Here is a 15,288-nt window from a genome sequence, read left to right on the forward strand (position 1 = left end):
GGAGAGAGAGGGGCGCATATCTCCTTAAAACGAGCTATAAAAGACGAAAAACAAAAAACAGGGTTTTTAACCACGTTTTGAACAGCTCACGAGGCAAAATATTGAATAATCGGCGCAAATTATAGGCAGTCATTATAAGCCCCACATCGGCGGCGGCGCGCTCAATGCCCCGCTTGGTGATGATGTAGGAGTAACCCCATTGCCGTTTAATTGTGCCGTAGGGGTGTTCTACTATTTGCTGCCGAAGCTTATACAAGTTTTTATTTTTTTCTATGTTTTTTTTGTTAATATCTACATATTGTTGGTACTCGCTCCGCTCTATGAGTCTGCCTTTTGCATTTTTGGTGCATAACAATTTGACGGGACAATGCTGACATTTAGTGGTTTTATAATGTTTAACATAATAGGTCGAGTTCTCTTTGGTTTTGAGGTAGTTATTGCCGTTTGTACGGAGTGTTTCTCCCTGCGGACAGTTGTAGGTATCGGTAAGATTGTTGTAGTCAAAGCGGTCAAAATTGTAATCGGATTAGGTGCGCAAGCGGCAACTGAGGGTATGGCTGTCATAATTTCTACCCCCATTTCGACTGCCGTTTTTATTTCACTTCCGGTGTGATATCCTTTGTCGTAAAGTGCTGTAAAGCCCGTTGTTCCCAATATTGTTTGCGCGCTTTGCAGCATTTCGCCCATAGCTTTGCTGTCGTTGGTATTGGTAAGTTTGTAATCAATAATGAGTTTGTGTTTATCATCTACGGTGGTTTGAACGTTGTACCCTACTTCGGTAATATTGTTGCGGGTAATGAGCAGTCCGTCTAAAAACTCATAAGTTTCGGCAAATTTACATTATAAGTTTTAAATAGAGGCGATTTGAGGGCTTGTTTTTTTGCGTTAATAAATCTTGGATGAAATATATTTTGAGGAGAGAGGGGCGCATATCTCCTTAAAACGAGCTATAAAAAGACGAAAAACAAAAAACAGGGTTTTTAACCACGTTTTGAACAGCTCACGAGGCAAAATATTGAATAATCGGCGCAAATTATAGGCAGTCATTATAAGCCCCACATCGGCGGCGGCGCGCTCAATGCCCCGCTTGGTGATGATGTAGGAGTAACCCCATTGCCGTTTAATTGTGCCGTAGGGGTGTTCTACTATTTGCTGCCGAAGCTTATACAAGTTTTTATTTTTTCTATGTTTTTTTGTTAATATCTACATATTGTTGGTACTCGCTCCGCTCTATGAGTCTGCCTTTTGCATTTTTGGTGCATAACAATTTGACGGGACAATGCTGACATTTAGTGGTTTTATAATGTTTAACATAATAGGTCGAGTTCTCTTTGGTTTTGAGGTAGTTATTGCCGTTTGTACGGAGTGTTTCTCCCTGCGGACAGTTGTAGGTATCGGTAAGATTGTTGTAGTCAAAGCGGTCAAAATTGTAATCCGGATTAGGTGCGCAAGCGGCAACTGAGGGTATGGCTGTCATAATTTCTACCCCCATTTCGACTGCCGTTTTTATTTCACTTCCGGTGTGATATCCTTTGTCGTAAAGGGCGGTAAAACCCGTTGTTTGCAATATTGTTTGCGCGCTTTGCAGCATCTCGCCCATGGCTTTGCTGTCGTTGGTATTGGTAAGTTTGTAATCAATAATGAGTTTGTGTTTATCATCTACGGTGGTTTGCACGTTGTACCCTACTTCGGTAATATTGTTGCGGGTAATGAGTTGGCGGCTGTCGGGGTCGGTGGTAGAAATTTGTTTTTCGCCCGTATCCTCAAGTTGTTGCTGAAGGACTTGGTAGTTTTGTTTTCGTTGTGTTTGCTTGTCAATTTCTGCTTGTATAGTTTGTTTGTTATCTTCATCGGCTGCGGCAAGTTCGGCGTTGTACTCGTCTAACTTTTTGTCAATATAGGCAAGATGTTGTGCTATTTTCTTTTCATTAAAATTGTTTTTCTTGCTGTTTTGAGCCCGAAGTTTGGTCGAGTCGCCCGGCAATGAGTTTGCCCCCTATTAATTGAAATTGTTTTGCTATGCGCACGGTGTGCCGAAATACTTCCCGGATGGCTTTTTGATTATCTTTCCGGAAATTGGCTATGGTATTGTGGTCGGGTGCTAATTGTTGCAACAGCCACATCACTCGGTATTGCGCCTGCACTCTTTTTCTAACACTCTCGAAGAACGAATGCAGTTTAAATACCCGTAAATAAACAATTTGAGCAAATCTTTCGGGTTGTATGCTGGCCGACCTTCAGCATTTAGTTTGCTGGCAAAACCAAATTTTTCCATCTCAATACTTTCAACAAACATATCAATTAACCGAACTTCATTGTCCGAAGCGATAATATTGTCTAAGCAATCGGTAAATAAAACGGCTTGTTCTCTTGGTATTCCTTTAATATATTCCATGCCACTAAATTACGAAATAAATTAAATATTACCCAATTATTTGAAAGAAAAAATAAAATTATTTGAAGGTTTTTAGACAGTCTGACGTTTTGCGTGTATGTGCAGTAGCGGATTTCGGAGCACATAACTGTCAATACACCACAAAAGTTGATGCGAGGTAGAATGTTCAATTAACCACTTCACCCGCCATTGAGCCAAACGCCTGTTAGCGGTTCGGTGTTCTTTTTCGTCAGTCGTTATGTCCGTTTTTTGCTGCATTGTCTTTTGTCTGTGCGTTGGGTAGGCAAGCTCTTTTGCAGGTTTTGGTTTTTGCGTTGGCTTGAGCGACCTGCAAATGTGCTTGACTACTGCGTTGGGCTATTGTTCCATTAATATTTTTTCTGCTTGTTTCTTTTGTTGAACGTATAAAACAACGTCTTTAATTACCAATTTATGAATTGCGGATATTATAGTTTCCATTGTTTCGTAATCTGGTTTACCGTCTTTAACTGGTAATGAAATGTCTAATACATCAGCATCTTTGGCGTAAAAGTTTCTACCGTAGTTAAATTGTCCGTTGTATGATGATTTATGAATTGCAGAAGTCACAAAAATTGATGCGTACTTTGGTAATTTGTCTGTATGAACAACTGCAATATGGTCGTCTCCGCCATATTTGTAATTTCTGTATTTGGCTGAACCAAACATATCAATTGTTGTCGTGTTGGCTGAAAATACTGTTACATTATTACCAATAAAATCTGAAACTCCTTCGTCTGTTTCTCCTGCCGTTACGAATGGTAATGTACCCGAAATTCTATCTGCACTTTTAAGTCTTTTGCCACGTGTTGATTTTCCAAATAAGTTTTCAAGATTGAATGATTGCCATTTAAAATCTTTATAATTTTCGGTTGCTTGTTTTTCCTTAGATGTTAAGTTGATGTCATTTAATCCGTTGTCGGATAAGTATGAATCAATTTTATTTATTTGACTAGCTTCAAGTTCTGCCAAAAAATTTTCTATAAAATCAAAATCAATTTTTTTGTCTTTTGTAATTGGCAAAGAAACTTTTTGATTTTTAATGATATTGACATTGAAACTTGAACTACCCCAAGAAAAAGTGCTAAATGCCTTCATCATTGTTGAGATGAAAAATTGAGCATTCTTTTTATTAAACCTTGTTTCTTTTGGCTTTAGAATCTTTATTTTATCACCTGTGAAATATGGTTTCTCTTGATAATACATTGTTGCTGTATCTTGACCAAAAGAGATTGTATTGCCTTCATTTAAAAATTGCACATCTTCATTAATGAAACCTTTTTGCCCATTGTTTGAACCCATTCTAACTACATAAGGATATTTCCCAATTTTTAAAACTTCTACCTTGTTAGCATCAAATCTTTTTTTGTAGGAGTTCACTTCAAACAAGTCGCCAATTTTGAATTCACCCCACTTGACTTTTTCTAGTTTTTGGTCAAGTGGGGTTTTTACTTTCCCAAATTATCGTATTTGATGGTTTGAGTTTTTAACATATCTGATACTTCCCAAGCTAGATAATCGCTAACTGTTTTTTTGAAATCGTCTAAAGCTGGTCTTGTATCAATCGGGGCTGTTTGATTCCAATCTGCACCATTATTAGGGTCAATCGTGCCTTCGTAGTATTCTTTTTCAGAAAAAATATTCAACTTGCTTTTACCAAATCGAACCAAGTTAACTACTTCTTCATAACGTTCTTTTGCTCTGTCAGTATCTTGTAAATTGCTACTCGATTTTTTACGGTTTGTTCTGGTATAACCATCATTTGAAAAGTCAATAAACTTTACAATATCGTCTTTGTGGTGCTTTTCGTTTACTTTGAAAACATAAATATTGGTCTGAACGCTTGATTTGCCGATGAAAATGTCAATAGGCATTTTTATACTCGCAAGAAGTGTGTGTTTTTCTAAAATTCTCTTATTGAAATCTTTTGCTTTGCCCGAACCTGAAGAGTTCTGAATGATAATGGCTGCATATCCTTTGTTCATCATTCCTAATGCTCTTTCAACGAAGTTCATTCCGTTTCCTAAAGCTGAATATGGTGGATTTAGAATAAATGCGTCTGCTGGGAATTTGTTGTCCTTTTTTCCATAGCCATATTTCCCGTCAAAGTCTTTAATTGAGTCAATGTTCAAAATGTTTGAACTACCGTCACCCATTAAAATCATATTCAAAATCGCCAGCATATACACACTTGAAAGCAACTCTAAACCGAGCAATTGCTCGGTTTTAATTTTGATTTCTTTTTGTGTTAGCTCTTGTGGCGATTTAATATTTTGCTTTGCATCATTAAGCATTTCGTTCATTGCAGCAACCAACAAACCTGCCGAACCTGTCGCAAAATCCCACACATAAGAGTCTTTATTTACTCTTGCAAGTTTCACTAATAAATTTGCAACGTATGAAGGTGTTAATACAACGTCATTTAATTTGTCTTGAGAAAACCCAAGCCAACCATACATTTCATTAAATAGTTTTCCTGTGAAGTCGGTCGTTAAACCAATTTTGTAATAAATACCTAAGTCGTCAACAATTTTGGTAAAAACTCTTTTCAGTTGGCTTTCTCCGTTTTCAGCTTTGTTGATATTTTCAGTTGTAAGTGTATTTTCTAAAGTTCTAAGGATTAGATTTTTCTTTTCGACTGGAATTTCTTTGTTGTCTAAAAACGCTTTAATTTTTCTTACAATGATATCACCGTCCTTATTGCCAATTTCGGTTGAGGATTTTAAATCTGATTTTTCAAGTGGTGCAACTTTTCCCGGTATTCCAAGAGTTGCAATTATTGAAGCTGCAACCAAATAAACACGGTCATTTTCTCCTAAGCCTTTTTCATTTTGGTAAATATCATTGTTAAGTTTTACTAGACAAAGGTCAATTTCCTTTTCTCGCTGTTCTTTAAGTTTGTCGAGTTCTTCTGGTGTTAGTTGCAAGGTTTTTACCTTGTCAATAAAACTGTCAAAGTTTTTCGGGTCTAAAAATGAAAAGTCTGTGTATTCTCCAACCTTTTGTCCTGCACCAAGATTGCTTTTTGAAACATAATAAACGCCAATCGTATGATGAATTTTTCCTGTTTCATCTTTGTGTCCTGTCATACCGATTGCTATAATGTCGGTATAGCTTGTATGGTGTAGCAAGGCATTAGCGTAATGAACCGCACCGTTTACAGCATAAGAATTGATGTTCTTAAAGTTCGGTTCATTTTTAGAAGTCCTGTTTTCAACTTGTCCGTCAGCGTCAAGTTTTACTAATTTGTCTTTGTAGCCTTTGTATTCAATAAGAATAGGGAAGTACTCTAAATTTTTATTTTGTAACAAGATTTTGGCATCAGGTCTGTTTGCACCTGTCCCGCCATTTTTTGAGTAATAGTCTGATAGTGCCTTGTCTATTTCAGCATTTACAGATTCTTGTTCAAGTTTGTAAGGAAGTTTATATGATTTAAGCCAACCATTTGCAAGGTCGGCTATATTTGGTTCAATTGATTGTACTGTCGTCTTTATTTTCATTTTCCTATTCTCTGTGATTTATAAAAGTTCAAAGATAAAATCTTCTGTCGGTGCGTTGGCAAGAAAACAGCTCTTTTGCAAGCCGAAGGGTCGGCTTGTGTGTCGGGGCTTGCAAATGTGCTGTTTTGTGCGTTGGCATTTTTTCTTGTCTTGTATGCAGCAAAAATTATCTTGTCATTCTGTTGGTTGTGTCGTCTTTTACACTGACCGCTAACGGAAAAGGCTTTGCGTTGGGCGGCCTACGAAGGACAAATTTACAATACATTTTTAAGTTTTATTAGAAAATTCTTCCCTTGAAATAACACTTCCGCCCGCCTAATCGTAAAGCCATTGTTATATAAATGTTATTTTATCTGCCTGCAAGTTTATACTTTCCAGATACTTTAGCACAACAGTCGGCAAACGACTAACCGTGCTGGCCGAGTTAATAGTTCTGGAAAACTACTAAGTTTTCAAGCGACCTACAAAATTGCAAATTTTCACCGTGTTTTCCTATAAATTTTTCTGATAATTTTATATAACGGAAAAGGCTTTGCGTTGGGCGGCCTACGAAGGACAAATTTACAATACATTTTTAAGTTTTATTAGAAAATTCTTCCCTTGAAATAACACTTCCGCCCGCCTAATCGTAAAGCCATTGTTATATAAATGTTATTTTATCTGCCTGCAAGTTTATACTTTCCAGATACTTTTAGCACAACAGTCGGCAAACGACTAACCGTGCTGGCCGAGTTAATAGTTCGGAAAACTACTAAGTTTTCAAGCGACCTACAAAATTGCAAATTTTCACCGTGTTTTCCTATAAATTTTTCTGATAATTTTATATAACGCTTGGGCTTTGCGTTGGGCGGCCTACGAAGGACAAATTTACAATACATTTTTAAGTTTTATTAGAAAATTCTTCCCTTGAAATAACACTTCCGCCCGCCTAATCGTAAAGCCATTGTTATATAAATGTTATTTTTATCTGCCTGCAAGTTTATACTTTCCAGATACTTTAGTACGACAGTCAGCACACGACCAACCGTGCTGGCCGAGTTAATAGTTCCGGAAAACTACTAAGTTTTCAAGCGACCTACAAAGTTGCAAAGTTTCACTGTGTTTTCCTATAAATTTTTCTGATAATTTTATATAACATTTGTATAAACGCAAGTTTGCGTTTATTTAGTTCAAAACTTGCGTTTATTTCCGCTATATCCGGATGGTTTTCAATGCTCCAAAACAATAATTTATACTTTTTTGCTGAATTGAGCTTTGGTTAAACCAATATTGATAATATCCGGCTTTTAAACTAAAGGCAAAGTTAAACCTTAATTGCTAAATATCCAAATTATCCAATGGATTTTTTATTTGGTCAAATCCTTTGGTGGTTATATGTGTATAAACCTCTGTGGTTTTAGAACTTTCGTGTCCCAATAAAGCCTGAATATAACGCAAATCTGTTCCGTTTTCTAAGAGATGTGTCGCAAAACTGTGCCGCAGTGTATGTACGCTGACTTTCTTTTTTATTCCGGCTTTTTTGCAAATTTCCTGAAAAAAAGTTTGTATGCTTCTTGTCGAATACTGCCCGCCTTCCTGCCCTTCAAACAGCCATTCTTTGGGTTTGTATTTCTTAAAATAAGTTCGCAATAGGTCAAGGGTTTTAATAGAAAGCAACGAATAACGGTCTTTTTTTCCTTTACTTTGTTCTATTCTTATTTGTTTCCTTTCAGAGTCAATATCTTTGATTTTTAAGTTGGTAAGTTCACTAATTCGCAGCCCTGCCGAGTAAATCACCGTCAAAATTGTTTTGTGTTTGAGATTTTCGGTTGCTTTTAAAATGTTTGTGATTTCTTCTGAACTTAACACCGTAGGTAAAGTTTTTTCTTTGTCGGGTCTTTGCAAAAAATAAAATTTGCGTTGCCCGCCAAGCACCCTTTCGTAATAAAATTTAATGGCATTAATTGCCTGATTTTGATAAGAAGCAGATACTTTGCGGTCAATAACCAAATATTGACAAAACGCAATAATTTTTTGCTCGTCAATTTTGTCTATTTCAACCGTAGGATAGTGGTTTATCAGTTCCTCAAACAAGCTTTTGTAAGCTTTAATGGTTTTTTCACTATAGCGTAACTCCTTGAGTTTAAGTATCATTTTTTCAGGACAGGGGCGATAGTTCGGAACATCACATGCTGTTTTACGGGCTAATTTTCCGGAATCTGTTTTTTCTTCTTCTTCAAAGCGAAAACTCAAGCCTTCGCTTTTTGCAATTTCTTTAATTTGGGCTAATAAGCTCTCTGCGAAAGGTATTGTCCACCATTTATTTTTGCCGTCCCAGTTCCAAAAAGGCATTTTTTTGATGGCAATTGTGAGTGCTTCATTAAAACCAAAAATAAGTTTGAGCCTTCCGGCTGAGGTTTTAATACACAGAACGTCTTTAACCCCTACTAAATTGACGCTCTCTTTACCTATTTCGACTGCTACTTCTTTATGAATTGTGATTTTTGAAATTCTTTCTTTAAAATACGCTTTAATAAGCTCTAAATTGTTGGAATAATTCGGAACTATCCAAGCCTTATACACTTTGTCCCATTTAGAAAAACGCAGCGCCAATATAAATTTAGTGTCCAATTCATTTTTGGGAAGTTTCAAAATAATTTTCCGCCCTGCCACCTCCACCAAAACAGAGGAAGCATAAGGCGGACTCATCGATTCTTTTTGCTCGATATTAGTTGCTATTTTCGCTTTATCTTCTTCTTTTTGAGGTTTCTCTATTATTATTTCCGGAAAGAGCAATGGCAAGTTTCCATACGCTTCTTTGGTGTAAGGAATGTGCCAAGCCCGGTGAGTTTGGCTCCATTTTGCGCCTTTTATTTGCCGAAGCAAGGTAATAAACTCTTGATTGTAGGGGCAATCTATTTTAATTCTTGTTTCTCCTTTATGCGTAATTTTGGATGCTTTTATCATAAAACTTGCGTTTATTTCTGTTATGCGAGTGGTAAACGCGGTAAATATAGCAAAAAACTGATTTGCTTTGTGTTCGGGCGGGATACAAGCACACGTGTACAAGTTTTTTTCAAATCTCCACGCATAGCAAACAACTTCTTTTTAGCGCCAAAGCCGCTTGGCCGCAAAGCCCAATGTTAGTGGCTGTGGTTTTATTTTTGTCCATACTTTTTTTGACCTTGTTTTTTCCATTTTTTTAGTCGGGAGCAAAGTCGGCAAGTTCGTAATTGGCATTTCGTCCACCTTCGTCTGTTTCTTGCAATATGCCTTTCGCTATTAAATCCTTTATGTCACGTAATGCAGTGTCTGTTGAAACTTTGGTAATCTTTGCCCATTTTGATGATTGCAATTTTCCATCAAAGCCGTCAAAGAGCATATTCAAAATAGTTCGTTGACGTTCGTTGATTGCTATGTTTTCGTGCAGTTTCCAAAATTCGACTTTTCGCAAAATACGTTGCGTTGTGTTTTCGGTGGTAAGCATTGCATTTTTCAAACAATGTAAAAACCATTCAAGCCATTCAGTTATGTCGCCTGTGCTGTGTTGTTCTTTTTGTAATACTTCATAGTAACGTTTTCGTTCTACCAAAATTTGGCTTGACATACTATAAAAACGTTCGCCACTACTTTCGGCGCGTGCCAGTAACATATCGGTTATGGCCCGCCCAATACGTCCATTCCCGTCATCAAACGGGTGGATGATGACAAACCAAAAGTGAGCAATAGCGGCTTTTATTACTGGGTCAAGTTGATGGTCATTATTAAACCAATCTAAAAACTTGGCCATTTCAAATTTTACTAATTTGGATTTTACGGCTTCGTAGTGTATTTTTTCTTTGCCCATTGCTCCCGAAACTATTTGCATTTCACCTGTGCGATATTGGCCAACTTCTATGGCGTATGGTCCACTATAACCTGTCGGGAAAAGTGATGCGTGCCAACCAAACAAACGCTTTTCTGTTAAAGGCAAGGTGTAACGTTGAGTAGCATCAAGCATCATTTCCACTACACCTTCTATATGCCGACTGCTTGGCACAAGCCCTGCGGTGTTGATACCCAAACGCCTTGCAATAGAAGAACGCACTTGGTCGTAGTTAAGTGGTTCTCCTTCTATTTCACTCGATTTGACTATATCTAAGGTTAAAGCTGTAAGCGTAGCTTCTTCTTTGGCAGAAAATCCCAAAGCGTTCATTTGCCCGATGATTTTTCCCTGTATTAATTTTACCTCGCCAAATACGGCATTGATGATTTTCTCTTGCCAGGAAAAGCTCGTCCAGTTTTTATGTTCGTAGATGTATTTTGCCATCACTAAAAGTCAATTATGCGGCAAATATACCTATTATTTACCGCAAATTTGCGGTGATTGTTTTACTTTTTTGCCGCAAATCGTAACGCCAATGCCAAAAAATGGTCTTTTTTGCTGCTTTCATTGACTTTATTGATTGAAAGGGCGTTGCTATTTTTATTATCCGGAAGATTTGAAAACCCTTGTTTAAGTGGTCAAAAAAACTCTTTTTGAAAGGCAAACATCCTATTTTGTTGAATACAAGGCTTAATGGACATTTTTTAGGCTAAAAAACCTCCGAAAGCATTACTATTATTACCCAATTTTATAACTAAGTCCGTCAATAGTGTCTAAGTCGGCAAAAAGTTGGGGCGAGTTTGCTAATAGCACCTCTCTTGAGCGCAAATCAACAGATAAGGCGGGTTGCTGATTATTTTGTACAAGGGTTATGTATAAGGGCAAACTGCCTTGGTGTTTAGTAAAAATTGCTTCTAAAGAATTTAAATAGGCTTCGGTTATAAGGGCAGTATCAATTTGAACAATTACCCGTTTAATTTTTTCTTTAAGGGTCGAGAGTAGTCCAATATTACTAACTTTTAAGTCGTAGTCATCGCTGTCGCGCCACTTTTTTTGGTAATTTCCTTCTACATAAACAATTTGCCCCACGTCAAACCAATGTCTGTATTTAGCATAATCTTCGCTCCAAAGGTTTAGTTCGTAGCTACCGCTATAGTCTTCAATAACAAAGCGTCCGTAGGGGTTTCCGGTTTTAGCAGTTTTATGTTGTGCTGAGGTTACCAATCCGGCAACAGTTACGCGCAAATTTAGTTGGGCAGGCAGTTGCTCTAAGGTACACGTGCAAAAGCGGTCTATCTCCATTTTATATCTATCTAACGGATGCCCCGATAAATAAATACCTGTTATTTCGCGCTCGTGATTTAACTGCACTAATTGGCTCCATGGCTCACAATCTGGAATTGGTGGCTCGACAATATTATTGGCAGTGCTATCGCCAAATAGCGATTGTTGCGAGTTTTGCGCTGCCTCTTGAAAGTTTGCGCCGTATTTAAGCAGTTTTTCTATAAAGCTTGGTTGGTCGGGTTTGGCTTGATAAAAATATTGTGCTCGGTGTATATTGGTAAAACCATCAAAACAGCCCGAGAAAACCAAACCTTCGAGTGTTTTTTTATTTACTGTCCGGAGGTTTACGCGCTGCACAAAGTTAAAAACATCTTTAAAATGTCCGTTTCGATTTCGTTCAGCTATAATTTCTTGTACAGCGGCAGCACCTACGCCTTTAATGGCATTTAAGGCAAACCGTATTTGGCCTTTTTTATTGACGGTAAATTTACTTTCGCTTTCGTTAATATCGGGGGTTTTTACGGCTATACCCATTCGGTTGCACTCGTTAAGGTAAAAATTAACCTGTTTTAGGTCGTTTAAATAGTGCGACACGTTGGCTGCCATAAACTCGGCGGGGTAATTGGCTTTTAAATACGCCGTTTGAAACGCCACCACCGAATATGCTACAGCATGAGAGCGGTTAAACCCATACTGAGCAAATCTTTCCATGGTATCAAAAATTTCTTTTGCCTCTTCTTTGCTAACGCCTTTTGCCACAACACCTTCTTCAAATATTTTGCGTTGTAGTACCATTTCTTCAGATTGCTTTTTACCCATTACGCGGCGCAGCACATCGGCCTGCCCTAAACTATAACCAGCCATTATTTGGCCTGCCTGCATAATTTGCTCTTGGTAAACCATAATACCGTAGGTATTTTTTAAAACATGCTCGAGCCAGGGGTGCGGATACACTACTTTTTTGCGTCCATGTCTGCGTTCTATATATTCGGGAATAAAATCTAAAGGCCCTGGCCGATAAAGTGCGTTCATGGCAATTAAGTCTTCAATACCACTGGGGTTAAGTTGTTTCAGGTGTTTTTGCATCCCGTCGCTTTCAAATTGAAAGATGCCAATGGTTTCTCCGCGCCTGAAAATATCGTAAGTAGGCTGGTCGTTTAATTGCTCACTTATTAAATCCGGATCTATGCGGGCTTCCTCCCCATTTCCGGATAAAATTCCGGGCGTTTTTTCGGCAATCTCTTTATTAGTATATCGTTTGTGGATATTATAGATAGCATCTTTAATGATAGTTAAGGTTTTTAAGCCTAAAAAATCCATTTTTAACATGCCCGCTTCTTCAATGTATTTTCCTTCAAATTGGGTTACCAATAAGTCGGCATCCTTGGCAGTACATACGGGTACGCACTCGGTAATATCTGTTGGGGCTATAATAATGCCGGCGGCGTGGATACCTCGGTTGCGGATAGCGCCTTCTAAGTTTTGCGCCATCTTTAAGGTGCGGGCAAATGGCGAGTTAGGTATTGACAAATAGTCTTTGTATTCTTGTACGTCTTTAAAGGCTTGTTCAAGGTTTTTATACCCATCGGGAAACATTTTGGCTAATTTGTCGGTGTCAGTAAGGGGTACTTCCAACACGCGGCCTACATCGCGTATGGCCGACCTTGCGCCCATAGTGCCATAAGTTTGAATTTGTGCCACATGGTTTTTGCCGTATTTATTAATTACGTACTCAATAGCTGACTGTCGGCCTTCGTCGTCAAAATCTATATCAATATCGGGCATTGACACCCTTTCGGGGTTTAAAAATCGCTCAAAGAGGAGTTTGTATTTGATGGGGTCTATATTGGTAATGCCTATACAATAAGCCACAATGCTACCGGCTGCCGAGCCGCGTCCGGGGCCTACTGCTACGCCCATTTTTTTGGTCTCGGCAATAAAATCTTGCACTATTAAAAAATAACCCGGAAAGCGCATTTCTTTTATTACTGAGAGTTCAAAGTTTAAGCGGTCGGTAATTTCAGAGCTTAGATTGCTGCCATATCGTTTTTGTGCGCCGTCAAAACAAAGGTGCGCCAGGTAGTCGTCTTGGCTGTTAAAACCGGGTGGCAAACTAAAATTGGGCATTAGCACATCGCGTACAAGTTTAGGGGCTTCAATTTTAGCGGCTATTTCGGCGGTATTGTGTACGGCTTCGGGCAGGTCTTTAAAAATGGTTAGCATTTCATTGTACGATTTAAAATAAAACTCGTTGTTTGGAAATTTAAATCGTCCTTGGTCATTAATTTTGGCCCCTGTTTGCAAACACAATAAAATGTCGTGGGCTTCGGCATCGGCGCGTTCGGTATAATGGCTGTCGTTAGTGGCTATTATTTTAACATTATGTTTGTGCGCAAATTTTAATAAAACCTGATTAATGGCCTCTTGGCTCCATCCGGTATTGTCAATATCGGGTAAATTATGGCGTTGTAGTTCAACGTAATAATCTTCGCCAAAGATTTCTAAAAACTCGCAAAACACTTTTTCGGCGGCGGCCTCGCCTTGGTGTATAATGGTTTGCGGTACTTTGGCACCAACGCAGCAGGTTGTAGCTATTAAACCCTCGCTGTATTGGCGTAAAAGTTCTAGGTCAATGCGTGGAAAATTGTGGTAAAACCCTTCAATAAAGCCCAACGATACTAATTTTGACAAGTTATAATACCCCAGTTCGTTTTTTGCCAATAATAACTGATGGAATCGTTTGTCTTTCCGGCCTTTGGTAAACTCGCGTTCGTGGCGGTTTTCAACCAAATACACTTCGCAGCCCATAATAGGTTTTATGCCAATTTTTTTGGCGGCTTTGTAAAACTCAAAAGCACCAAACATATTGCCGTGGTCGGTAATTGCTACGGCAGCATGACCATCGTTTTGGGCTTTTTGTACCATTTTTGTAATATCGGCGGCACCGTCTAATAACGAGTACTGCGAGTGGCAGTGAAGATGGCAAAAATCGGGCATGGATACGATTTATTTTAATATCAGAACTATGGGGCGGACTAATTAAGAGTTCTACAAAGTTGCAACAAAAAAGTTGATTTCCGGAGCAACTGTGGATAAATTGTGCTTTTTCTTAAAATTATCAGCGCAACGAAACTGGCATTAAGTTGCCAACCATCATTGGCTAAAATTCATCTTGTTATAAGGTGCGTTGGGCTATGCAGTGTATAATGCTATTAAACCACGCTGGCAATTTATGATTGTTTTCTAATTTCTAAATAGTTTTGTAAATTTGCTGCAAATTGAAGCAGCAAAGACTATATTGGTAACCTTTATGATTAATTCTTAAATAAGAAAAAAATGAAAAAAATCTTATTTTTAATACAGATTGTGCTGCTGCTAAATATTAGCATTTTTACAACAATTGCACAGCCAAGAAAGCCATTTACTTTTGAAAGCTATAATCGTATAGACCTAATTTTTAAGGGCTACCCAATTGCCGTAACTAAAGTAGATAAAAACAACCTTAAAATAACCTACCAGGTATTAAAAGTGTTTAAAGGTGACCAAACCCTTCAACAAGTAACCGGATTTACATTAATAGACCCATATCATCCCGAGGTACAAGCGCAACAAATTGGTGTGGAATATACCAATCTATATTCCGCTTCAGGTGGGGCTGAAAAAATGGGTGTAGGACGTATGCTTATTGGTTGCGAACACAACGACCTTGATTGTTTAGAAAATTATACCCCCGAATGTGATAATTACCAGCGTGCCAAATTTATTTTAGATAACGGTCATAAAACCGGATATGTAAAAAACTTTTACTACAAATTTAATGGCTATAAATTTGATGGCAAAAAAAGAGTGCTTCAATGGCTACCGCTTGAATTAGAAGCCGAAGGGCAGCTTAAAGAAGGGCAAGCACACGGCTTGTGGAAATACTATGATGAAGATAGCGGCAAACTAAAAAGAGAAGTAATTTACCAAGAGGGAACTGAAATTGGAAGTATTTATCATTCAGAAGATGGCATTGGTTTGCGCTTTGGAACTCCTAAATTACAATATGGCTACTCGTTTGATAAGTATAATAACCTGATTAGCTATAGCAAAACCGAATATAAACCTGATAATGATTCGTTAGGCACAAGATATGGCAACAACGAACACATAGAATATTATTCTAACGGAAAAATAAAAAAATCAGCTATCAATGTGCTGTATAACAATGAGAGACTGTCTAAAAATTAAAAATTGGCATGCCAGTC

11 protein-coding genes and 2 pseudogenes are annotated in these 15,288 nt (G+C 38.0%); 1 reads left to right on the top strand and 12 read right to left on the bottom strand.

The features are described 5' to 3' along the window. Positions 1–34 precede the first annotated feature (34 nt). The 12 genes and pseudogenes from IPI59_03700 to dnaE all read right to left on the bottom strand — a co-directional run bounded on the left by IPI59_03700 (position 35) and on the right by dnaE (position 14,038). Positions 35–472: pseudogene (locus tag IPI59_03700) on the bottom strand (transposase). Then, positions 409–804: pseudogene (locus IPI59_03705) on the bottom strand (transposase). Before IPI59_03705 ends, IPI59_03700 begins: the two co-directional pseudogenes overlap by 64 nt. 81 nt (positions 805–885) lie before the next feature. Continuing rightward, a complete protein-coding gene (locus IPI59_03710) occupies positions 886–1,170 on the bottom strand; it encodes a hypothetical protein (protein ID MBK7526661.1) in 285 nt (94 codons plus the stop codon). A 13-nt stretch (positions 1,171–1,183) separates the two neighbouring features. Beyond that, positions 1,184–1,984, bottom strand: a complete 801-nt coding sequence (locus IPI59_03715) for a transposase (GenBank protein ID MBK7526662.1) — start codon at positions 1,982–1,984, stop codon at positions 1,184–1,186. Then, positions 1,929–2,225: a transposase gene (locus IPI59_03720; protein ID MBK7526663.1), complete on the bottom strand. Its 297-nt coding sequence runs from the start codon at positions 2,223–2,225 to the stop codon at positions 1,929–1,931. The genes IPI59_03715 and IPI59_03720 overlap by 56 nt, the downstream gene beginning before the upstream one ends. Beyond that, positions 2,123–2,395, bottom strand: coding sequence for a transposase (locus IPI59_03725; protein MBK7526664.1), 273 nt, complete (start codon positions 2,393–2,395; stop codon positions 2,123–2,125). Before IPI59_03725 ends, IPI59_03720 begins: the two co-directional genes overlap by 103 nt. Positions 2,396–2,467: 72 nt before the next feature. Continuing rightward, positions 2,468–2,653, bottom strand: coding sequence for a hypothetical protein (locus IPI59_03730; GenBank protein MBK7526665.1), 186 nt, complete (start codon positions 2,651–2,653; stop codon positions 2,468–2,470). Positions 2,654–2,752: 99 nt separating this feature from the next. Further along, complete coding sequence (locus IPI59_03735) at positions 2,753–3,811, bottom strand: restriction endonuclease subunit S (protein MBK7526666.1); 1,059 nt, start codon at positions 3,809–3,811, stop codon at positions 2,753–2,755. Between the two features lie 50 nt (positions 3,812–3,861). After that, positions 3,862–5,913 carry an N-6 DNA methylase gene (locus tag IPI59_03740; protein MBK7526667.1) on the bottom strand — a complete coding sequence of 684 codons (2,052 nt, stop codon included), beginning with the start codon at positions 5,911–5,913 and terminating at the stop codon, positions 3,862–3,864. Between the two features lie 1,317 nt (positions 5,914–7,230). Continuing rightward, positions 7,231–8,601 (bottom strand): tyrosine-type recombinase/integrase, encoded by a 1,371-nt coding sequence (locus IPI59_03745; GenBank protein ID MBK7526668.1) that lies wholly within the window; start codon positions 8,599–8,601, stop codon positions 7,231–7,233. Positions 8,602–9,094: 493 nt separating this feature from the next. Continuing rightward, positions 9,095–10,201, bottom strand: a complete 1,107-nt coding sequence (locus IPI59_03750; GenBank protein ID MBK7526669.1) for a Fic family protein — start codon at positions 10,199–10,201, stop codon at positions 9,095–9,097. A gap of 294 nt (positions 10,202–10,495) precedes the next feature. Beyond that, positions 10,496–14,038: a DNA polymerase III subunit alpha gene (gene dnaE, locus IPI59_03755; protein MBK7526670.1), complete on the bottom strand. Its 3,543-nt coding sequence runs from the start codon at positions 14,036–14,038 to the stop codon at positions 10,496–10,498. Between the two features lie 339 nt (positions 14,039–14,377). Here dnaE and IPI59_03760 point away from each other — a divergent pair, with 339 nt between their 5' ends. Further along, positions 14,378–15,271, top strand: coding sequence for a hypothetical protein (locus IPI59_03760; protein MBK7526671.1), 894 nt, complete (start codon positions 14,378–14,380; stop codon positions 15,269–15,271). Positions 15,272–15,288 lie beyond the last annotated feature (17 nt).

The sequence above is a fragment of the Sphingobacteriales bacterium genome, assembly GCA_016706405.1.
Classification (GTDB): Bacteria; Bacteroidota; Bacteroidia; order Chitinophagales; family UBA2359; genus BJ6.

Bases quoted from the DNA above. Each gene is read 5' to 3' on its own strand.
- IPI59_03725 (MBK7526664.1), bottom strand. From the start codon at position 2,395: ATGGAATATATTAAAGGAATACCAAGAGAACAAGCCGTTTTATTTACC.
- IPI59_03730 (MBK7526665.1), bottom strand. From the start codon at position 2,653: ATGCAGCAAAAAACGGACATAACGACTGACGAAAAAGAACACCGAACC.
- IPI59_03740 (MBK7526667.1), bottom strand. From the start codon at position 5,913: ATGAAAATAAAGACGACAGTACAATCAATTGAACCAAATATAGCCGAC.
- IPI59_03745 (MBK7526668.1), bottom strand. From the start codon at position 8,601: ATGAGTCCGCCTTATGCTTCCTCTGTTTTGGTGGAGGTGGCAGGGCGG.
- IPI59_03750 (MBK7526669.1), bottom strand. From the start codon at position 10,201: ATGGCAAAATACATCTACGAACATAAAAACTGGACGAGCTTTTCCTGG.
- dnaE (MBK7526670.1), bottom strand. From the start codon at position 14,038: ATGCCCGATTTTTGCCATCTTCACTGCCACTCGCAGTACTCGTTATTA.
- IPI59_03760 (MBK7526671.1), top strand. From the start codon at position 14,378: ATGAAAAAAATCTTATTTTTAATACAGATTGTGCTGCTGCTAAATATT.